At 69.4% G+C, this 17,376-nt stretch carries 19 protein-coding genes; 5 read left to right on the top strand and 14 right to left on the bottom strand.

Annotated features, from left to right (window positions below; all coding sequences use genetic code 11):
* Positions 1-72: 72 nt before the first annotated feature.
* The 9 genes from BJ991_RS04480 to BJ991_RS04440 form a co-directional block, all read right to left on the bottom strand.
* Complete coding sequence (locus BJ991_RS04480; RefSeq protein WP_179487844.1) at positions 73-1,077, bottom strand: ABC transporter substrate-binding protein; 1,005 nt, start codon at positions 1,075-1,077, stop codon at positions 73-75.
* Positions 1,078-1,288: 211 nt separating this feature from the next.
* Positions 1,289-2,086, bottom strand: coding sequence for an ABC transporter permease (locus BJ991_RS04475; protein WP_179487842.1), 798 nt, complete (start codon positions 2,084-2,086; stop codon positions 1,289-1,291).
* Positions 2,087-2,088: 2 nt separating this feature from the next.
* Complete coding sequence (locus BJ991_RS04470; protein WP_179487840.1) at positions 2,089-2,925, bottom strand: ABC transporter ATP-binding protein; 837 nt, start codon at positions 2,923-2,925, stop codon at positions 2,089-2,091.
* Positions 2,926-3,004: 79 nt separating this feature from the next.
* Positions 3,005-4,108: an ABC transporter substrate-binding protein gene (locus BJ991_RS04465; protein WP_179487838.1), complete on the bottom strand. Its 1,104-nt coding sequence runs from the start codon at positions 4,106-4,108 to the stop codon at positions 3,005-3,007.
* Positions 4,109-4,215: 107 nt separating this feature from the next.
* The gene (locus BJ991_RS04460) at positions 4,216-4,635 is read right to left on the bottom strand and encodes an aconitase X swivel domain-containing protein (RefSeq protein ID WP_218852861.1); all 420 of its coding nucleotides are present in this window, start codon (positions 4,633-4,635) and stop codon (positions 4,216-4,218) included.
* Positions 4,632-5,915: an aconitase X gene (locus BJ991_RS04455; RefSeq protein WP_179487836.1), complete on the bottom strand. Its 1,284-nt coding sequence runs from the start codon at positions 5,913-5,915 to the stop codon at positions 4,632-4,634. Before BJ991_RS04455 ends, BJ991_RS04460 begins: the two co-directional genes overlap by 4 nt.
* 87 nt (positions 5,916-6,002) lie before the next feature.
* Complete coding sequence (locus BJ991_RS04450) at positions 6,003-6,257, bottom strand: hypothetical protein (RefSeq protein ID WP_179487834.1); 255 nt, start codon at positions 6,255-6,257, stop codon at positions 6,003-6,005.
* Positions 6,254-7,363: a hypothetical protein gene (locus tag BJ991_RS04445; protein ID WP_179487832.1), complete on the bottom strand. Its 1,110-nt coding sequence runs from the start codon at positions 7,361-7,363 to the stop codon at positions 6,254-6,256. The genes BJ991_RS04450 and BJ991_RS04445 overlap by 4 nt, the downstream gene beginning before the upstream one ends.
* Position 7,364: 1 nt before the next feature.
* Positions 7,365-7,901 (bottom strand): UGSC family (seleno)protein, encoded by a 537-nt coding sequence (locus BJ991_RS04440; RefSeq protein ID WP_179487830.1) that lies wholly within the window; start codon positions 7,899-7,901, stop codon positions 7,365-7,367.
* Positions 7,902-8,091: 190 nt separating this feature from the next.
* On the opposite strand from BJ991_RS04440, the gene BJ991_RS04435 reads away from it, so the two are divergent.
* Entirely contained in the window at positions 8,092-9,723 is a 1,632-nt protein-coding gene (locus tag BJ991_RS04435; protein WP_179487828.1) for an AMP-binding protein, read from the top strand.
* Between the two features lie 39 nt (positions 9,724-9,762).
* Here the strand turns inward: BJ991_RS04435 and BJ991_RS04430 are convergent, their stop codons facing one another.
* Positions 9,763-10,584, bottom strand: coding sequence for an IclR family transcriptional regulator domain-containing protein (locus BJ991_RS04430; RefSeq protein WP_218852860.1), 822 nt, complete (start codon positions 10,582-10,584; stop codon positions 9,763-9,765).
* A 143-nt stretch (positions 10,585-10,727) separates the two neighbouring features.
* Here BJ991_RS04430 and BJ991_RS04425 point away from each other — a divergent pair, with 143 nt between their 5' ends.
* Positions 10,728-12,572 (top strand): phosphoenolpyruvate carboxykinase (GTP), encoded by a 1,845-nt coding sequence (locus BJ991_RS04425; RefSeq protein ID WP_179487824.1) that lies wholly within the window; start codon positions 10,728-10,730, stop codon positions 12,570-12,572.
* Between the two features lie 6 nt (positions 12,573-12,578).
* On the opposite strand, the gene BJ991_RS04420 is transcribed toward BJ991_RS04425, so the two are convergent.
* A complete protein-coding gene (locus BJ991_RS04420; protein WP_179487822.1) occupies positions 12,579-12,914 on the bottom strand; it encodes a hypothetical protein in 336 nt (111 codons plus the stop codon).
* On the bottom strand, positions 12,907-13,392 hold the full coding sequence (locus BJ991_RS04415) for a MarR family winged helix-turn-helix transcriptional regulator (RefSeq protein ID WP_179487820.1): 486 nt from the start codon (positions 13,390-13,392) through the stop codon (positions 12,907-12,909). Before BJ991_RS04415 ends, BJ991_RS04420 begins: the two co-directional genes overlap by 8 nt.
* 41 nt (positions 13,393-13,433) lie before the next feature.
* On the opposite strand from BJ991_RS04415, the gene BJ991_RS04410 reads away from it, so the two are divergent.
* Positions 13,434-13,874: a nuclear transport factor 2 family protein gene (locus tag BJ991_RS04410; protein WP_179487818.1), complete on the top strand. Its 441-nt coding sequence runs from the start codon at positions 13,434-13,436 to the stop codon at positions 13,872-13,874.
* Positions 13,875-13,886: 12 nt separating this feature from the next.
* On the opposite strand, the gene BJ991_RS04405 is transcribed toward BJ991_RS04410, so the two are convergent.
* Entirely contained in the window at positions 13,887-14,051 is a 165-nt protein-coding gene (locus BJ991_RS04405; protein ID WP_179487816.1) for a hypothetical protein, read from the bottom strand.
* A 119-nt stretch (positions 14,052-14,170) separates the two neighbouring features.
* On the opposite strand from BJ991_RS04405, the gene dinB reads away from it, so the two are divergent.
* Together dinB and BJ991_RS04395 are read left to right on the top strand one after the other, a co-directional pair.
* A complete protein-coding gene (gene dinB, locus BJ991_RS04400) occupies positions 14,171-15,367 on the top strand; it encodes a DNA polymerase IV (protein ID WP_179487814.1) in 1,197 nt (398 codons plus the stop codon).
* A 23-nt stretch (positions 15,368-15,390) separates the two neighbouring features.
* The gene (locus BJ991_RS04395; protein ID WP_179487812.1) at positions 15,391-16,134 is read left to right on the top strand and encodes a hypothetical protein; all 744 of its coding nucleotides are present in this window, start codon (positions 15,391-15,393) and stop codon (positions 16,132-16,134) included.
* 10 nt (positions 16,135-16,144) lie between these two features.
* Here the strand turns inward: BJ991_RS04395 and rocD are convergent, their stop codons facing one another.
* Positions 16,145-17,371, bottom strand: a complete 1,227-nt coding sequence (gene rocD / locus BJ991_RS04390) for an ornithine--oxo-acid transaminase (RefSeq protein WP_281363920.1) — start codon at positions 17,369-17,371, stop codon at positions 16,145-16,147.
* Between the last annotated feature and the right edge of the window lie 5 nt (positions 17,372-17,376).

The following is a 17,376-nucleotide window of genomic DNA, read 5'->3' as shown; positions in this document are numbered from 1 at the left end:
GAAAGGGTGTTGCGGGCCCGCACCCGAGGCACGGGCCCGCATGGGCGGAGTCGATCCCCGCCGAGTGGGTGCTTACGGCTCCCAGATGAGCGTGTCGAAGTCGACAGGCTCCTTGAGGTAGCCGAGCTCGAGCGACCAGTCCGCGATCGGCTGCAGGTTCTCGACGGTGAGCGGCAGCTTGCCGTACGAGCCGAGACGGATGCGGGCCGCCAGCGCCGGGTCGATCTTGGTGAACTCGGCGATGTTCTCGCGAAGCTCCTCGTCGTTCTCGAGCGCGTAGGCGTTGGCCGCGTTGATCGTGTCGACGACCTGCGCGAAGTACTCCGGGCGCTTCTCGACCTCGGAGCGCAGGGCGTACCAGACGCCCGCGACGACCGCGTGGTCGGACAGGTACTCGAACGGGTTCGCGAGGGTGCGGAAGCCGTTCTCCTCCCGGCCCAGCGTGCCGAACGGCTCGCCGGCGACGAATGAGTCGATCGCTCCACTCACGAGCGCGGCAGGCTGGTCGGGCACGCCCATCTGCACGTACTGGACCTTCTTCGGGTCACCGCCGTCGGCCTTGACCGCGATGTCGGCGAGCAGCTGCGTGTAGCCGCCGGGCGCGTTGACGGCGACCTTCCTGCCCTCGAGGTCCTTCGCGGACTTCAGGTCGCTGTCGGCGACCACGAGCAGGTCGTTGATGCCGTTCTCCGGGTCGTCGGGCGTCGCGCTCGCGGCCGCGATGATCACGAGGTCCACGCCGTTCTCGACGGCCTGGAACACGCCCGTCGAGCCGCCGTAGCCGATCTGCACCTGGCCCGACTGCATGGCCTGGATGATCTCGGTGGACGATCCCGCGGGCTGCAGCGTCAGGTCGAGGCCGTTCTCCTCGAACAGGCCGTTCTGCTGCGCCATGTAGACGGGACCGATGTCGGTCACGGGGATGACGCCTGCGACGAGCGGCTGGATCTCCTGCGTGTCACCGCCGGCGTCGCCGCCCGCGGTGTCGGTTCCACCACCGCCGCAGGCGGTGAGACCCAGGGTGAGGACTGCGCCGATTCCGATGAGGAACGACGCTCGGGTGCGCAAAGCCTTCATTGACTGCCTCCATTGCCAGTTCGAGCTCTAAAGCGAGTCGGGACGAAACGAGATGCTGTCACACAATGCGTACAAGTGCAACGCTGTGCGTCCAGTGGTACGCAAAGCGTCCGGTCCCAGTCTCATTCAGTGAGCCTGAAACAGAAATCCGGACAGGAGAACGCCGCCCCACCCGGCGGCAGAGCGGCGTTCTTGCGCGGTCAGACGAGGGTCAGGCGGACGCTGTGCGCAGGCCGTAGACCGACTCGTGCCAGGGGATGAAGAACCGCTTGAGCTCGTTGACGATGAGGTACAGCACGAGCCCCAGGATCGACAGCCAGATGATGAGGGCGAACGTCATGGCGGCGTCGAGCGCGTTCATGGCCGAGACGACCATGTTGCCGAGGCCGTTGTTGCCGCCCAGGTACTCGCCGACGATCGCGCCGATCGTCGCCAGCACGATGCCCACCTCCATGCCCGCGAACAGGTAGGGCTGGAGGCTGCGCATGTCGAGCTGGACGAACCGCTGCCACGTCGACGCGTTGAGGCTCTGCATCACCTCACGGTGCCCCTGCTCGACCGAGCGGACGCCGAGCAGCACGTTCAGCATGATCGGGAAGAACGCGAGGAGCGCCGACAGCACGATCTTCGACGTGAGCCCGAACCCGAACCAGATTACGAACAGCGGCACGAAGGCGACCTTCGGAGCCACCTGCGCGATGACGATGAGTGGCCGCAGGCTCACCTCGAGCCACGGCAGCTTGCCGAGGACGACGCCGACCACGAGACCGACGACGACCGCGATCATGAAGCCGATCAGGATCTCGCTCACCGTGACGCCGGTCGCGGCCCAGATGCGCGGGTCGTTGAGCAGCGAGACGAACGCCGCCCACACGTCGCCCGGCGGCGGGAAGATGAACGGGTTGACGTTGAGGGCCGTGACGATGACCTGCCACGCGACGATGATCAGGACGACCAGCGACGGCGTGACGATCCACGGCAGGAGCTTCATCATTCGTGCGCGGGACATGGTCACTCCTCCTCGTCGATGTCGTGGCGGAGCTTGCGCACGATGTCGTTGAACTCAGGGGTCGTCTGCAGGTCGACGGTCCGGGGCTTTGCGAAGTCGGCCGGCAGGATCTGACGGATGCGGCCGGGCCGCGGTGTCATGTGCACGACGCGGTCCGCGAGGAACACCGCCTCGGGGATGTCGTGCGTGACGAACACGACCGTCGAGGTCGTCTCGAGCACGATGCGCTGCAACTCGAGGTTCATGCGCTCTCGCGTCAGGGCGTCGAGCGCGCCGAAGGGCTCGTCCATGAGCAGCAGCTCGGGCTCGGTCGACAGCGCGCGGGCGATCGCCGCACGCTGGCGCATGCCGCCGGACAGCTCGCGCGGATACGACTTCTCGAACCCGCCGAGACCCACGAGCTCTGCGAGCTCGGTCGCGCGACGGCGGCGCTCCCTCTTGCCGACGCCCCGCAGCTTCATCGGGAGCGCGATGTTGTCGAGCACCGAGAACCACGGGAACAGGTTGCTCTCCTGGAAGACGAAGCCCAGCTTCGTGATCGCGTTCGAGTCCACCTGGCCGTTGCTGCGCCACAGCGGGCGTCCGTCGACCTCGATCGAACCGGCCGTCGGGGCGAGCAGCCCTCCGATCATGCGGAGGAGCGTGGTCTTGCCGCATCCGGATCGTCCGATCAGAGCGACGAACTCGCCGCGCAGGATCGTCAGGTCGATGCCCGAGACGGCGTGCGTGACGCCGGACCGGGTATGGAAGTCGCGGCCGATTCCCTCGATCCGCAAGCGCGGGATCTCGGTGCTCGCCGTCACGGGCGTCACCTCCTGCACCAGTGCCTCATTGCTCATACTTCACTGCCTTGCCTCGTTGGAAGAGAGGCGGCCCCTCGGCGTGGGCGTCGGGGCCGCCTCGGCTGTCAGGCGCCCGTCAGGGCAGATAGTCGTTCGTGATCCACTCGAGCGGATCCTTGCCGCCCTCGACCAGTCCGGACTTCTCGTAGATCTCGTAGGCCTCGACCCAGCCGTCCAGGTCGTTCTCGAGCAAGCCGAGCTCGCCGTCGGGGTCGACCCAGGTCTGGGTCGTGTAGACCTCGAGGGCCTGCGTCGCGATCGAGTCGTCCTCGAGCGCTGGGAACTCGAAGTCGCCGCTGTCGCGCAGCGTCTTCAGCACGTTCGCGAAGTCGTTCTCGCTGTCGTCGATGACGGCCTGCGTCGCCTCCTTGATGGCCGCGAGGAAGCGCTCGATCTGGTCGAGCTTCTCGGGGTCCTCGAGGTTGGACTGCGTCGTGATCCACGTCTGGATGTCGGGCGCGTCGGCGAGGCCGGCATCCGTGATCACCGCGTCGTCGTTCTGCGCGCCGAGCGCGATCGAGGTGTCGAGGCTCACGATGTAGCCGGCGAGCTGACCCTGCTTCACGAGCTCGTACGTGGCACCCGTGACCGGCACCGCCTGGCGCGTGACCTCATCGCGCGCCACATCGCCCGCGTCGAGCGCGAGGTTGAGCATCTTCTCGCTCGTGCCGCCGATCGAGCCCATGCCGATCGTCTCGCCCACCATGTCGTCGACGTTCTCGACGGGCTTGTCCTCGGTCGAGACGACGCGCAGGTTCGACTTGTGCGCCATCGTTCCGATCGAGACGATCGGCTGCCCCTGCTCCATGCCGGGGAAGACGTCGACCGTGCTCGCGCGCGTGATCGGGGTCGCGCCGCCGAGCAGCGTCTGGATCGCGGCCGCGGTGCCCTGCACGGGCTGCAGCTGCACGTCGAGTCCGTGCTTCTCGAAGTAGCCGCCGGCGTACGCGTACATCTCGGGGGTGAAGGTGAACGACTCGAGCGGCAGGAAGGTGACGACCACCATCTTCTGCAGCTCCTCACCGCCCCCCTCGCCGCCGCCGGTCGCAGCCGGCGCGGCGGAGTTGCCGGCGCACGCGGTGAGCGCGAGGGCGCCGGCCGCGATCAGCGACGCTGCGGCGCGGAGGAATCCACGTGCCTTGCGTGGCCGATCGACCCGGGGAGAGATCGATGAACTCATGTCTGACTCCTGTGTCTGAATCATGTGACCGCGGCTTCGCGGTGGTGTTCCAGAGTGTTCGAGAAGAGGATCCCTATCAACGTAGGGTTCCATTCTCCGAAAACTCTTTATCGTGAGAGAACCGTCACGATGCCGCGGTCGCCGTCGACCCGGACGAGGTCACCTGTGCGGATCGTCGCGACCGGGTCCGGAGACGCGCCCACGACTGTGGGAATGCGCGTGACGATCGCGCCGAGCGCCGCCTTCGTCGTCATGACGTTGAAGACGAAGGCCGCGGGCGCCGTGCCGAGCAGCCTCGTGCTCTGGAAGAACCCCGACCAGCCCGACGACCCCTTGGCTCCGGGGAAGACGAGCACCTTGCCCGTGAAGCACACGCCGAACAGCTCGTGCCGCGGCTCGATCACGGTGCCCGTCGCGACGTCGATGCCGCCGAAGCCCGAGATCGTCTCGGTCGTGACGAGCGCCTCGGCCTCGACGACGCCAGGCACGATGCCTCTGCCGTGGAATTCGAGCATCGTCCCGGTCATGCCGCCAGCTCTCCGCGCCACTTCCCCGTGAGCGCCGCCGAGACGCACTCGTCGAGCGTCCCGAACCACGCCTCGATGCCGAGGATCGCCGGAAGGTAGTGGGCCTGCTTCGCGGAATCCGTCGCAAAGACGCGCACCCCATCGGGGGCCGCCTTCGACATCGCGGGGCACGAGTCGGTGAGCAGCTTCCCACCGGCGCGCTCGATCGCCGCCGTGTAGCCGTTGCGGTCGGCCATGATGCGCAGTGCGCGCGGAGTCATGACCCACAGCTCCGTCCCGTCGCGGAGTCGCCTGCCGTCGAGCAGCCGCGCGATCTCGGCGATCTGGTCGAGCGACGCATGCGGGCAGCCGAGCAGGATGAAGTCCACGTCGTCCGAGTCGCCCTGCGAGTTGAGGGTCTCGTAGACGGCTCGGCGCTCCGCGGGTCCGTAGGCGACGGCATCCGGCACGTCACGCCCGCCGAAGGCGGCCTCGAGGGTCGGCGCCTCGGGCGTGATGCCGGGGATGTGGTAGATCTCGACGCCGCCCGACGTCGCGGTCGCCGCGCCGAAGTGCTTGAGGTTCGCGAGGTCGGGCTGCGCGAGGGACCCGATCACGGCGGGGCGCTCCTCTTCGACCTGCTCGCCCACGAAGTAGCCGAACATGCCCCAGTCCTGGAACGACTCGACAGGCACGTCGGCACGCACGAGACGGTTCGCGTGCCGGTTCTCGGGCACGTGATTGCCCCAGTAGGGGATCTTGCCGGTGAGGCCCGCGGCGCCCGTCGAGGCGGCGCCCTCACAGTTGGTGCGCGCCCCGAGCACCGAGTTGCAGTAGACGACCGCCGACGACTCCATCCACGCGCAGTGCTCGTTGCGGACGGGCAGGTTGCCGACCTGGTACGGCGTGCACGTGGCCAGGATGTTCACGCCGCGCTCGCTGAAGTACGACTCGGCGCTGCCCTGCAGCTCGATGTTCGCCACGGAGTACTTCGACAGGCCGGCGGCGTCGTCCGAGTAGCCGTGCTGCAGCTGGCACGTGGGCACGCGCATCCGCGGCACCTCGATGTCGTCGTCGCAGTCGAGGTTGATGACGGCGAACGCCTTGGCCCACCCGCCCTCTTCGACCAGCTTCGCCTTCGCGGGCGAGGGCTGGGTCATGGTTCCGGCGACGTTGCGCGTGTCGCACAGGCGCTCGGCCCCGAGGGCTTCGCCGTAGCGGATGAGCAGGTCCATCGCGGCGGCGACGGCCTCGCCCTCCGCGCCGTCGCGCATCCGCTTCTCCTCGTCGGTGAGGTGCATGATTCCTCCGGTGTGTCCCGCGTGATCCGTGTGGTCCGGCGAAAGCGAAGCGGGGCGACCGGTTCTCCGGTCGCCCCGCCTGCCCGATCAGTGGTCGGTCGCGGGAAGGACCACGTGATCGAGCGTGTAGGGCGTCGGCTCGAGGGCGGACGCCATGATCGCCTCCATGACGGGCAGCGGAACGAGGCAGTCCGCGCACGCGGCATCGGTGGCGTCGATCGTGACGACGATGCGGTCGTCGGCGGCGGGTTCCCACCGCAGGACGTAGCCGTCGGCGCCCATCATGTCGCGGAACTCCTTGAGGGCCGCGTCGACGTCGATGGCGGCGGTCGTGTCGGTCATGACCGTGCTCCGATCTTGCTGATCGAGTAGGGGTGCAGCCGCGGCGGGTTGAGCGTGAAGATCTCGACGACCGACGAGACGCCGGCGTTGTTCGCTCCCGCCACGATGACCTGGATCGACGTCGGCGCGCTCAGCAGAGGCACGACGTCGGGGCTGTCGGTGCCGGACGTGGTGTCGGGCATCGAATCGGGGTGGTCGGCCGACAGGCGCCAGCGGGACTTGCGCGAGATCGCGTCCTTGCCCACCGCCGCGAGGTCGGCTCGGCTGCGGACGACGCGCGAGAACACGGCCTGGCGGACGTCCTCCTTGCTCCACCCGGCGTCGGCGAAGACAGCGGCATGCTCGGGCACGAGCACGAGCAGGGCGCTCGTGTACTCGTGGATGAGGGCGCCTGTGCGACGGATGCTGTCGGCGAAGTCCTCGGCGAGCTGCTCGGGCTCCATCGTGTGACGGGCCTCGATGTGCATCACCGAGCGGATGACATAGGCCGTGACGGTGCTGTCGGATGCCTCGAACCCGTTGTCGACGTGGAACGGCGCCCACGGGCTCTGCTCCTCGTTCTCGCCGATGCACGCGGAGTACTTCGCGGGCGTGCCCTGTGTGGCCTGGTCGAGCTTGTGCGGGTGGAGGCCGAACACGTTGATGCAGGCGAGGCGGATGGCACGGCCGATCGTGGCGTTGGCGCGGAAGCCCGAGCCGTAGATGTTGCCCTGGCTGTTCAGCCCGATCTCCTCGCGGATCGGCCCGTTCACGACGAGGAAGGGCGCGGTTCCGGTCGTGGACTGCCAGATGCCGCGCGCGGGGTGCGGCTCCTGGGCGATGGCCTCCCACGCCGCGATCACGACGGGCGAGTACCCGGGGCGGCATCCGGCCAGTGCCGCGTTGATGAGCGCGAGGCGCACCGTCAGGCTGCGGTTGAGGTGCGCGATGTGGAAGAGCACCTCGTCAGGGTCGCGGTCGGTCGCCGCGAGGAAGTCCGCCAGATACGACTCGGTCACCGGCACGACGGGCAGGCCGTCGGTCCACTCCTGAGCGGCGTAGTACTCCAGGGCCTCGTGGATGCGCTCCACGTCGACCTGCGGCGCGCTCTCGATGGTCATGCTCATGTCACTCCTCCACACCGAGGATGCGAACGACCTCGGGAATCGCCGCGAGCGCACGCTCGCGGATCTCGTCGGCACTCAGGCTCGCCACGGGGTGCTTCACGGCGAAGAAGTCGAAGCCCGGGAACCCCTGCACCTTGGCCATCGCGCGACCGGACGGGAAGAACGAGTCCGACGTGATGCTCACTGTCGGAACGCCCGCACGCTCGAGCAGGATGCCGTCGGCGACGGTCGCGGCGCTGCACGAGCCGCAGTCGCCCACGGCCGTGACCACGACATCGACCTCCTCGGCGATCTGCGCGATGAGATCGTCCGCGGCCGGCGTGCCGAAGTAGTCCTTCGTGTACAGACGGGTCTCGCCGGCGCCGTAGCTGCGCTGCAGCTCCTCGCCGATCTCGCGGAGGAGGTTCGTCGCGTTCGGCTTGGTGTTGTCGAGTAACCCGATCGTGAGGCCTCGCAGGCTCGTCGGACGCGGCGAGAGAGTCGAGTCGGCGGCGCGCTCGTCCATTCCCGTCGGGTCGAGCAGGAGTTCTTGAACCATTCGAATACCCTTCATCGCGGTTCCCGTCGTAGCGCGATCAATCTGCCACGCGGCCGGCGGACGGGCGCATCCGGATTTCACCATGCGAAAAAATCCGTTCCCGCCGCGCCCACCTCGCGAGAAGATCCCGGAGGCTGGTGGGACGACCCCGGCCGCAGTCCGCGTAGGCAGCCCGCGAAGGAGCGAATGCATGACGGTTCCGCACTACAGCGACCTCTGGCGAGGGATCGCGCTGGCCGCACCCGACCGGCCCGCGATCGTCACGCGCGATGACCGGCTGACGTGGGCGGAGTTCGCCCAGGAGTCCGGCGCGTTCGCGCGTCACCTCACCGAGGTGACCGGGCTGCGCCCGCAGGAAGCGGTCGCCCTGCTGCTGTACAACCGTCCCGAGCACCTCACCGTGATGTGGGGCTGCCTCGCCGTGGGCGTCGCGCCCGTCGCGATCAACTACCGGTACCGCGCGTCCGAGGTGCGGGCGCTGCTGATCGACTCGGATGCCCGCGTGCTCGTCGTGCCGACGTCGCTCGGCGCGATCGCGGCCGAGGCCGCGGAAGGACTCGACATCGAGCTCGTCACAGTCGACGACGGCGGCGATGAACTGCCGGGCGCGACGCGCTACGCCGACATCGTCGCGGCGGGCGGAGAGCTCCCCGCGAGTGCGCCCCCCGGCGCCGACCTGCGCCTGTACACGGGCGGCACCACGGGCGCGCCCAAGGCGGTCGTGTGGGACCTCGACACGCTGCTCGCCGCGCGGCGCCAGTCGACGTGGGGCCTCATCGGCGTCACGCCGCCCGAGAGCCTCGAGGACGCGGTGGCGATCGCCGTCGATCCGTCGACTCCGCGCGTGACGACGCTGCCTCTCAGCCCGCTTCTGCACGGCACGGCGCAGTCCACGACGATGGGCACGCTCGCCCTCGGTGGAACGATCGCCCTCCTCCCCCGGCCGAGCCTCGACGTCGACGCCGCGTATCGACTCGCGATGGACGTGAAGGCGACGCGCCTGATCGTCGCCGGCGACGCCGTCGCCCTGCCCCTGGTCGAGGTCGCCGAACGCGAAGCGGGGCTCCCGCACGTCGACTCGATCCTCAGCTCGGGCATGCGCTTCAGCGACGACGTGAAGCGCCGGCTGCACGCGCTCGGCGACCTGCAGATCGTCGACCTCCTCGCGGCGAGCGAGGGCGGACCGTTCGCGTTCGGCATCACGCGTCACGCCGACGACCTCCCGGCGCGGTTCGTGCTGACACCGGATGCCGTGCTGCTGAACGATGACCTCGAGGAGATCACGATCGAGCCCGGCGCCCTCGGCCTGCTCGCGTATCGCGGAATCCTCCCGCGCGGCTACTACCGCGACCCCGAGAAGACCGCTCAGACGTTCCGCGAGATCCGCGGTCACCGCTACGTCATCCCGGGAGACTGGGCCCGCGCGCGCGGCGACGGCACGATCGAGCTGCTCGGCCGGCTCGCCGCCGTCGTGAACACGGGCGGCGAGAAGGTCTTCCCCGCCGAGGTCGAGGAGGTGTTGCTGGCGCATCCGGATGTCGACGACGCCGTGGTGTTCGGCCTTCCCGACCGGCGCTTCGGCGAGGTGGTGTCGGCGATGATCGCGCCCGCGGGCGGGGCCGAGGTCGACGTGCCGGCGCTGCTCGCGTTCGTCGACGAGCGCCTCGCGGGCTACAAGAAGCCCCGCCACGTGTTCGTGCGGCCGAGTCTCGAGCGCTCCCCCACCGGCAAGGTGGTGCTCGAGAAGGTGAAGGCGGATGCCACGGCCGAGCTCGAGCGCCGGGCGGCGCACGGCGCCGCGGCCGTCGGCTCCGCCAGGTGAGGCCATCTCGCGAGGGCCCCTCGCCTGACGTCGGGCGCGTCAGCCGGCGACGTCTACGTAACCCGCTTCGCGCAGCGCGCGCGAGATGCCGTTCGCGGTGATGCGCACGAGGTGCACCATGTTCTTGCCGTCGATGTCGGCCTCGGTGAGGGCGAGCGAGACGGCGGCGACGACGTTCCCCTCGGGCCCCCACACCGGAGCGGCGACGCCGATGTGGATGAGATCGACCTGCCGGTCGCTCACCGCGAAACCCTGCCGGCGGATGTCGTCGAGCGCCTTCTCGAGCTCGTCGCGGCGCGTGTAGGTGTTCGTCGTGAAGGCCTCGAGCGGCCCGCTCAGCACCTCCTCGCGGATGTCGGCCGGCGCGTGGGCGAGCAGCACCTGCCCGATCGCGGTCGCGTGCAGCGGATACCGGCCGCCCACGAGCGGGCGGCGCACACGCCGGCGCGGGCTCTGGAACCGGTCGATCGACACGAGCTCCGTGCCCTCTCGAATGGCGAGGTGCGACGCGTAGCCGGTCGTCTCGTAGAGGTCTTGCATGAACGGACGCGCGAGGCGTTGCAACCCGACCGACCGCGGTGCGAGCGAGGCGACCTCCCACAGCCGCAGGCCGATCCGGTAGCGGCTCTCGCCGTCGCGCTCGAGTGCACCCCACTCGGCGAGGCGCTGCACGATCCGATAGCACGTCGCGATCGGGAGGCCCGTGCGGCGGCTGATGTCGGAGAGCGACTGCCGCACGCGCCCGCCCTGGAACGTGCCGAGGATCAGGAACGCGCGGTCGATGACCGATTTGGGCAGTTCGGATGCCGAATCCGCAGTCTCTTCGACCGCGGGAGCCTCTTCGTCGATTCGCTCGGCCACCCCTCGATTATCGCCCAGCGGAAAGGGGTCGCGCCGCATTCGAGCTCGGCCGGATTGCGCTCCGACCACGGCATCGCCGTCACGCGTCCCATTGTGCAGTCAAGAGCCTGGTGCGCGCCCGAGCCCCGAGGCATGCTCGGAGCATGAGCACACCGGACTGGGTCACGCATCCCGAGCTCATCGCGTGGGTGCAGAAGATGGCTGAACTCTGCACTCCCGCGGACATCCACTGGTGCGACGGATCGGATGAGGAGTACGACCGCCTCTGCGAGGAACTGGTCGCGGCCGGAACGTTCATCCGGCTCAATCCTGAGAAGCGCCCGCGCAGCTTCCTGGCGCGCAGCGACGACAGCGACGTCGCCCGCGTGGAGGAGCGCACCTTCATCTGCGCGCGAAGCGAGGAGGATGCGGGCCCGACCAACAACTGGATGGAGCCGAAGAGGATGAAGGGGATCCTCCGGGACCGCTTCGCCGGCTCGATGGCCGGCCGCACGATGTACGTGATCCCCTTCAGCATGGGCCCGCTCGGTTCGCCCATCTCCCAGCTCGGCGTGCAGCTCACGGACTCGCCGTACGTCGTGGTGAGCATGAAGATCATGACCCGGATGGGACGTGCTCCCGCCGAGGCGCTCGGAACGGACGGCGAGTTCGTGCCGTGCATGCACACCGTCGGCGCTCCGCTGAGCGACGGCGAAGCGGATGTGCCGTGGCCGTGCAACCCGACCGAGAAGTACATCGCGCACTTCCCCGAGACCCGCGAGATCTGGTCCTACGGATCGGGCTACGGCGGCAACGCCCTGCTCGGCAAGAAGTGCCTCGCCCTGCGCATCGCCTCGACGATGGCCCGCGACGACGGCTGGCTCGCCGAGCACATGCTCATCCTGGGCGTGACGGACCCCGGGGGCGAGAAGACGTACGTGGCCGCCGCCTTCCCGAGCGCGTGCGGCAAGACGAACTTCGCGATGCTCGTGCCCCCGAAGGCGATCGCCGAGAAGGGGTGGAAGGTCACGACGGTCGGCGACGACATCGCCTGGATCAAACCCCGCGAAGACGGCACGCTCGTGGCGATCAACCCCGAGGCGGGGTACTTCGGCGTCGCTCCGGGCACGTCGTATGCGACGAACCCGAACGCGATGGAGTCGATGCGCTCGGACACGATCTTCACGAACGTCGCGCTCACGGACGACGGCGACGTGTGGTGGGAAGGCATGGACGGCCCGCCGCCCGCGCACGCGATCGACTGGGAGGGGAACGACTGGACTCCCGAGTCGCAGACGAAGGCGGCGCATCCGAACTCTCGCTTCACCTCGCCCGTGACGCTCAACCCGGCGCTGGACGAAGCGTGGGACGACCCGCAGGGCGTGCCGCTGCGTGCCTTCATCTTCGGCGGCCGCCGAGCGGGCACCATCCCGCTCGTGGTGCAGAGCTTCAACTGGGCGTTCGGCGTGTACATGGCCGCCACGATGGGGTCGGAGACGACCGCGGCCGCGTTCGGGAAGCAGGGCGTGGTGCGCCGCGACCCCTTCGCGATGCTGCCGTTCGCCGGGTACCACATGGGCGACTACATCAACCACTGGCTCGCCCTGGGGCGCAAGGTCCGCAACGCGCCGCGCATCTTCGAGGTCAACTGGTTCCGCCGCGACGAAGACGGGAGCTTCCTGTGGCCGGGGTTCGGAGAGAACATGCGGATCCTGCAATGGGTCGTCGCCCGGTCTCGCGGCAAGGCGATGGCGATCGAGAGTCCCCTCGGGTGGATGCCCCGCTACGAGGACATCGACTGGGACGGTCTGGACTTCTCGGAGGAGGACTTCTTCGCCTGCATGGCGATCAACCGGCGCGACTGGACCGCCGAGCTCCTCGACGTCGAAGAGCTCTTCATGAAGCTCTACACGCGCCTGCCCAAGGAGATGGAGATGATCCGGTCCCTCACGACGAGCGCGCTCTGGCGCTCTCCGAAGCAGTGGGAGATGAACTTCGACCCCACGTGAGCGGCGTCAGCCGTGAAGCGGGTCGAGGTCTCGGCGATAGAGGATCCACTGATACGCCAACTGAACGGTGAGCACGAGGCAGAAGCCGATCAGCAGCGCCGGCAATGCGAGCCGCAGCAGGACGAAGGGCGTCTCGAGCCGGCGACGTGCTGCCAGCCGGCGTCCCAGAAGAGGTTGCCGTGGTCGGCGAAGTCGAAAGCGACGACCGCGCCGCAGGTGTACCTCATCACGCAACACGGATACGAGACGCTCACGCAGGATGCGCAGCGCATGGCTCACATGGTGGCGATCTTCGAGCAGACCGGGAAGGAGCCGAATACCCGCACCCGCGACCTCACTCATCCAGCGGAACGCTCCGATCGGCGATGTGCGCCGACGTCCCACCCTCGTCCAGCACCATCGCGAGCGCGCGACGCGTCGCCGCGAGAAGGTCATCGCCGACGATCGCGCGCACGCGCGCTTCGAACTCCGTCCGGGCACGTCGCGCAGCGTCGATGACCTCGCGGCCGGCATCCGTCAGCCCCACGATCCGCGAACGCCGGTCGTCGGGTGCCACTCGGCGCGACACGAGCCCCAGCCGTTCGAGTTCCGCCACGTGCTTCGACGCACCCTGCTGCGTGATGCGCAGATCGGCCGCGAGCGCGGTGATCGTCTGGTCCCCGGTGAGCAGGCGCTGGAAGACGTACCCGTGCGCCCGCGTCACCTCGTAGCCGCGGGCGCGCACCGCCTCGATGACGGCCCCCTCGGCGAGCGACCCCGCGAGCGAGAGCAGGGTGGCCGTGTCGAGGTCGCCGGCGGAGGTCGGGGCATCCGTCTTCATGGTCGTAGACTACACAACTATGGTTGTGTAATACTTACGACGTGACGACAGAGCGGATGCTGCAACCGGCGACCGACGTCGAACAGGTCGTGCGCCGCTACTACCGGATCGTGTCCGACCTCTCCTCCACCGAGGAGGACCTGCGCTCCGTGCTCGCGCCCGACGTCGTGCTCGTCGAGCATCCGAACGCGCTCGTGCCGACCGGGGTGTCCCGCGATCTGGCGCAGACGGTCGAGGGATTCGCCCGCGGCAAAGCGCTGCTGCGCGAGCAGGAGTTCACGGTGCACGAGGTCATCGCCGACGGCGAGCGGGCCGCCGCGCGTGCGACGTGGCGGGGGGTGATCGGCGCATCCGTCGGCCCGTTCCGCGAAGGCCAGGAGCTCATCGCCCACGTCGCGGCGATGCTCACCGTGCGCGACGGCGCGATCGTGCGGCACGAGACGTTCGACTGCTACGAGCCGTTCACCCCTGCCGCGGCGTGATGGGCGACGGCCTCACCAGCCCGACCATCCCGCACGACGCTGGTCGGTGGGCTCGTTGAACTGATCGTTCGGACGGTCGCCGGGCTCGTCGGGGCGGGTGCGCCGCGTGTCGTACGTCTCGCGCTCGGGGCGGAACCACCGGACGATCCGCTGCCAGATCGAAGCCCTCTCAGCCATCGCGACTCCCGTCGTGTGTTTCCCCGAAGCCTAGGGGCGCGCGCCTCCGCCGATAGCGCGGAAGCCGTGTCCCCGGTAGGTGCGACGATCCGCACAGGCGGATCGGCAGGAGGGGTCGGATGCGGGGCGAGGCGACCGTGCTGCATGCCGACCTCGACGCGTTCTACGCCTCGGTCGAGCAGCGCGACGCACCCGAGCTGCGAGGACGACCGGTGATCGTCGGCGGCGGGGTGGTGCTGGCGGCCAGTTACGAGGCGAAGGCGCGCGGAGTGCGCACCGCGATGGGCGGCAGGCAGGCTCGAGAGCTGTGTCCGGATGCCGTCGTCGTCCCGCCTCGGATGGAGGCGTACTCCGCCGCCAGCAAGGCCGTGTACGAGATCTTCCGCGACACCACGCCGCTCGTCGAGGGACTCTCGATCGACGAGGCCTTCCTCGAGGTCGGGGGCCTCCGGCGCATCGCGGGCACGCCGGAACAGATCGCGGTCGGACTGCGCCAGCGGGTGCGAGCCGAGGTCGGACTGGCGATCTCGGTCGGGGTCGCCCGCACGAAGTTCCTCGCGAAGGTCGCGAGCGCGGTCAGCAAGCCCGACGGCCTGCTCGTGGTCGAGCCCGAGCAGGAGCAGGCGTTCCTCCTCCCGCTTCCGGTCGAGCGGCTGTGGGGCGTCGGCGCCGTCACCGCCGAGAAGCTGCACCGCCTGGGCATCCACACCGTCGGGGAGCTGGCCGAGCTCGAAGCCGCGACCGCCGAGCGCCTCCTCGGCAAGGCGGCCGGCGCGCACCTTCACGCGCTCGCCCGGCTCCGCGACCCGCGTCCGGTCGACACCACGAGACGGCGGGGGTCGATCGGCTCTCAGCGCGCGCTCGGCACCCGACCACGCACGGCCGAAGAGCTGGACCTCTTCCTCACCCAGATCGTCGACCGCCTCGCGCGCCGGCTGCGCGACCGCCACCGGGTGTGCCGCACGGTCGTGCTGCGCCTTCGCTACGGCGACTTCGCGAAGGCGACGCGCTCGCGCACCCTCCGCTCCCCCACCGACCGGACGGCGGTGCTGCTCGCGGTCGCGCGAGGCCTGCTCGCCGCGGCGCTGCCGGTGATCGCCGAGCGCGGGATCACCCTCATCGGCGTCTCACTGTCGCAACTGAGCCACATCGAGGGCGTTCAGCCGGAGCTTCCGATCGACTGGGACGACGGAATGCGCCTCGACAACGTGCTCGACGCCGTGCGCGACAGGTTCGGCGCGACGTCGGTCGCCCGTGCCGCGCAGCTCGGTCGCGATCCCGGCTGGTCGACGCCGGTGCTCCCCGAACACGAGTGAGCGGCGCGTGCTTACGATGAGGCATGCGCCCCAGCGACGACGCCCCCGACGGCGCACCGAGCGCCGCCGGTGCACCGGACCGCCCTCCCGCCCCACCCGCCTCGCCCGATGACGCGCGCGTGCGCGAGGCGCTCACGACCGAGTACAGCGTGCTCATGGCCGCTGTCACCGCCGCGTGGACGGCATCGCTCACGCGAACGAGTCTCTACCTGGGCGTCGTGTCCGCCGCAGGCGTGGCTTTCGGATTCACCTCGCAGGGAGGAATGGATTCCGGCACCTTCACCGCCGTCGCGGTGATCGTCCTCGCATTGACCCTGTTCCTGGGGATCGCGACGTTCATCCGGGTGGTCGAGGTGCAGCGCGAGCTGCACGTGTACCTCATGGGGATGAACCGGATCCGGCGCTTCTTCGCCGACACCAGCCCCGGCGTCCGGCCGTACCTCGTGCTCCCCGTCCACGACGATGAGGCCGCGCTCTACCGGAGCATCGGCACCGGCATGCGTCGCACGCGGCCCCGGCTGCCGCTCATCCACTTGACGGTGCAGACGCAGGGAATCGTGGGCATCGTGACCGCGGTCGTCGCCGGCGGATGCGTGGGGCTCGCGGCATCCGCGGCGGGCGGCGCGGTCGCATGGCCGCTCGCACTTCTCTCGTTCGCGATCACGCTGGCGCTGCTCTACATCTACTGGCACCGATCGCTCAGCGAGGTGCGACGTTCGTACCCGCCGATGTTCCCGTCATCGCCGGCGGATCCCTCCACCGGCTGATCCCGAGGCGTCAGCCCTCGAGCACGTACTTGAGCTGCTCGATCGCCCAGTCCAGCTCGGTCGCGCGCACGACGAGAGGCGGCGCGATGCGGATCGTCTGGCCGTGCGTGTCCTTCACGAGCACGCCGCGCGTCAGCATCCGCTCCGCCACCTCGCGGCCCGTGCCGACCGAGGGGTCGATGTCGATGCCGGCCCACAGGCCCGCGACGCGGACCTCGGTCACGCCGTGCCCCACGAGCTCGTCGAGGCGGGCCTCGAGGTGCTCGCCGAGCGCCGCGGCGCGGCGCTGGAACTCGCCCGTCGACAGCATCTCGACGACACGCTCGCCGACCGCGACCGCGAGCGGGTTGCCGCCGAACGTCGAGCCGTGCTCACCCGGACGGATGACGCCGAGAACATCCGCGTTCGCGACGACCGCCGACAGCGGCAGGATTCCGCCGCCGAGCGCCTTGCCGAGCAGGTAGACGTCGGGCACGACATCCTCGCGGTCGCACGCGAACGTCTCGCCGACGCGGCCCAGGCCGGACTGGATCTCGTCCGCGATGAACAGCACGTTGTGGCGCGTGCAGATCTCGCGCACCTCTCGCAGGTAGCCCTCGGGCGGGATCACGACGCCGGCCTCGCCCTGGATCGGCTCGATGAGCACCGCCGCCGTCTCGGGCGTGATCGCGGCCTCGATCGCCGCCGCGTCGCCGAACGCGACAGACACGAACCCGGGCGCGTACGGACCGAAGTCGTCGTGCGCCTGCGGGTCGTCGCTGAAGCCGACGATCGTCGTGGTGCGGCCGTGGAAGTTGCCGTTCGCGACAACGATGGTCGCGGCATCCGGTGTGATGCCCTTCACGCGGTAGCCCCACGCGCGCGCCACCTTGATGCCGGTCTCGACCGCCTCGGCGCCGGTGTTCATCGGGAGCACGAGGTCCTTGCCGCACAGCTTCGCGAGCGCGGCGGCGAAGGTTCCGAGCCGGTCGTTGTGGTACGCGCGGCTCGTCAGCGTGAGCCGGTCGAGCTGCTCGCGCGCCGCCGCGACGATGGCCGGATGCCGGTGCCCGAAGTTCAGGGCCGAGTACGCCGACAGCAGGTCGAGGTAGCGCTTGCCCTCGACGTCGGTCACCCACGCGCCCTCGCCCCGCGAGATGACCACGGGGAGGGGGTGGTAGTTGTGGGCGACGTGCTGCTCTTCGGCGCCGATGATGCGCATCGTGCCGGTGTGAAGAGAGGGAGTGTGGACCGCCATGACGG

The organism is Microbacterium immunditiarum (genome assembly GCF_013409785.1).
In the GTDB taxonomy this organism is placed as follows: Bacteria; Actinomycetota; Actinomycetes; order Actinomycetales; family Microbacteriaceae; genus Microbacterium; species Microbacterium immunditiarum.
Note: the sequence above shows the minus strand (reverse complement) of the source record. Positions and strands in the feature narration are given on the sequence as shown.

Coding starts and splice junctions, on each gene's coding strand:
- BJ991_RS04480 (WP_179487844.1), bottom strand. CDS start 1,077: ATGAAGGCTTTGCGCACCCGAGCGTCGTTCCTCATCGGAATCGGCGCA.
- BJ991_RS04475 (WP_179487842.1), bottom strand. CDS start 2,086: ATGTCCCGCGCACGAATGATGAAGCTCCTGCCGTGGATCGTCACGCCG.
- BJ991_RS04470 (WP_179487840.1), bottom strand. CDS start 2,925: ATGAGCAATGAGGCACTGGTGCAGGAGGTGACGCCCGTGACGGCGAGC.
- BJ991_RS04465 (WP_179487838.1), bottom strand. CDS start 4,108: ATGAGTTCATCGATCTCTCCCCGGGTCGATCGGCCACGCAAGGCACGT.
- BJ991_RS04460 (WP_218852861.1), bottom strand. CDS start 4,635: ATGACCGGGACGATGCTCGAATTCCACGGCAGAGGCATCGTGCCTGGC.
- BJ991_RS04455 (WP_179487836.1), bottom strand. CDS start 5,915: ATGCACCTCACCGACGAGGAGAAGCGGATGCGCGACGGCGCGGAGGGC.
- BJ991_RS04450 (WP_179487834.1), bottom strand. CDS start 6,257: ATGACCGACACGACCGCCGCCATCGACGTCGACGCGGCCCTCAAGGAG.
- BJ991_RS04445 (WP_179487832.1), bottom strand. CDS start 7,363: ATGAGCATGACCATCGAGAGCGCGCCGCAGGTCGACGTGGAGCGCATC.
- BJ991_RS04440 (WP_179487830.1), bottom strand. CDS start 7,901: ATGGTTCAAGAACTCCTGCTCGACCCGACGGGAATGGACGAGCGCGCC.
- BJ991_RS04435 (WP_179487828.1), top strand. CDS start 8,092: ATGACGGTTCCGCACTACAGCGACCTCTGGCGAGGGATCGCGCTGGCC.
- BJ991_RS04425 (WP_179487824.1), top strand. CDS start 10,728: ATGAGCACACCGGACTGGGTCACGCATCCCGAGCTCATCGCGTGGGTG.
- BJ991_RS04420 (WP_179487822.1), bottom strand. CDS start 12,914: ATGAGTGAGGTCGCGGGTGCGGGTATTCGGCTCCTTCCCGGTCTGCTC.
- BJ991_RS04415 (WP_179487820.1), bottom strand. CDS start 13,392: ATGAAGACGGATGCCCCGACCTCCGCCGGCGACCTCGACACGGCCACC.
- BJ991_RS04405 (WP_179487816.1), bottom strand. CDS start 14,051: ATGGCTGAGAGGGCTTCGATCTGGCAGCGGATCGTCCGGTGGTTCCGC.
- dinB (WP_179487814.1), top strand. CDS start 14,171: ATGCGGGGCGAGGCGACCGTGCTGCATGCCGACCTCGACGCGTTCTAC.
- BJ991_RS04395 (WP_179487812.1), top strand. CDS start 15,391: ATGCGCCCCAGCGACGACGCCCCCGACGGCGCACCGAGCGCCGCCGGT.
- rocD (WP_281363920.1), bottom strand. CDS start 17,371: ATGGCGGTCCACACTCCCTCTCTTCACACCGGCACGATGCGCATCATC.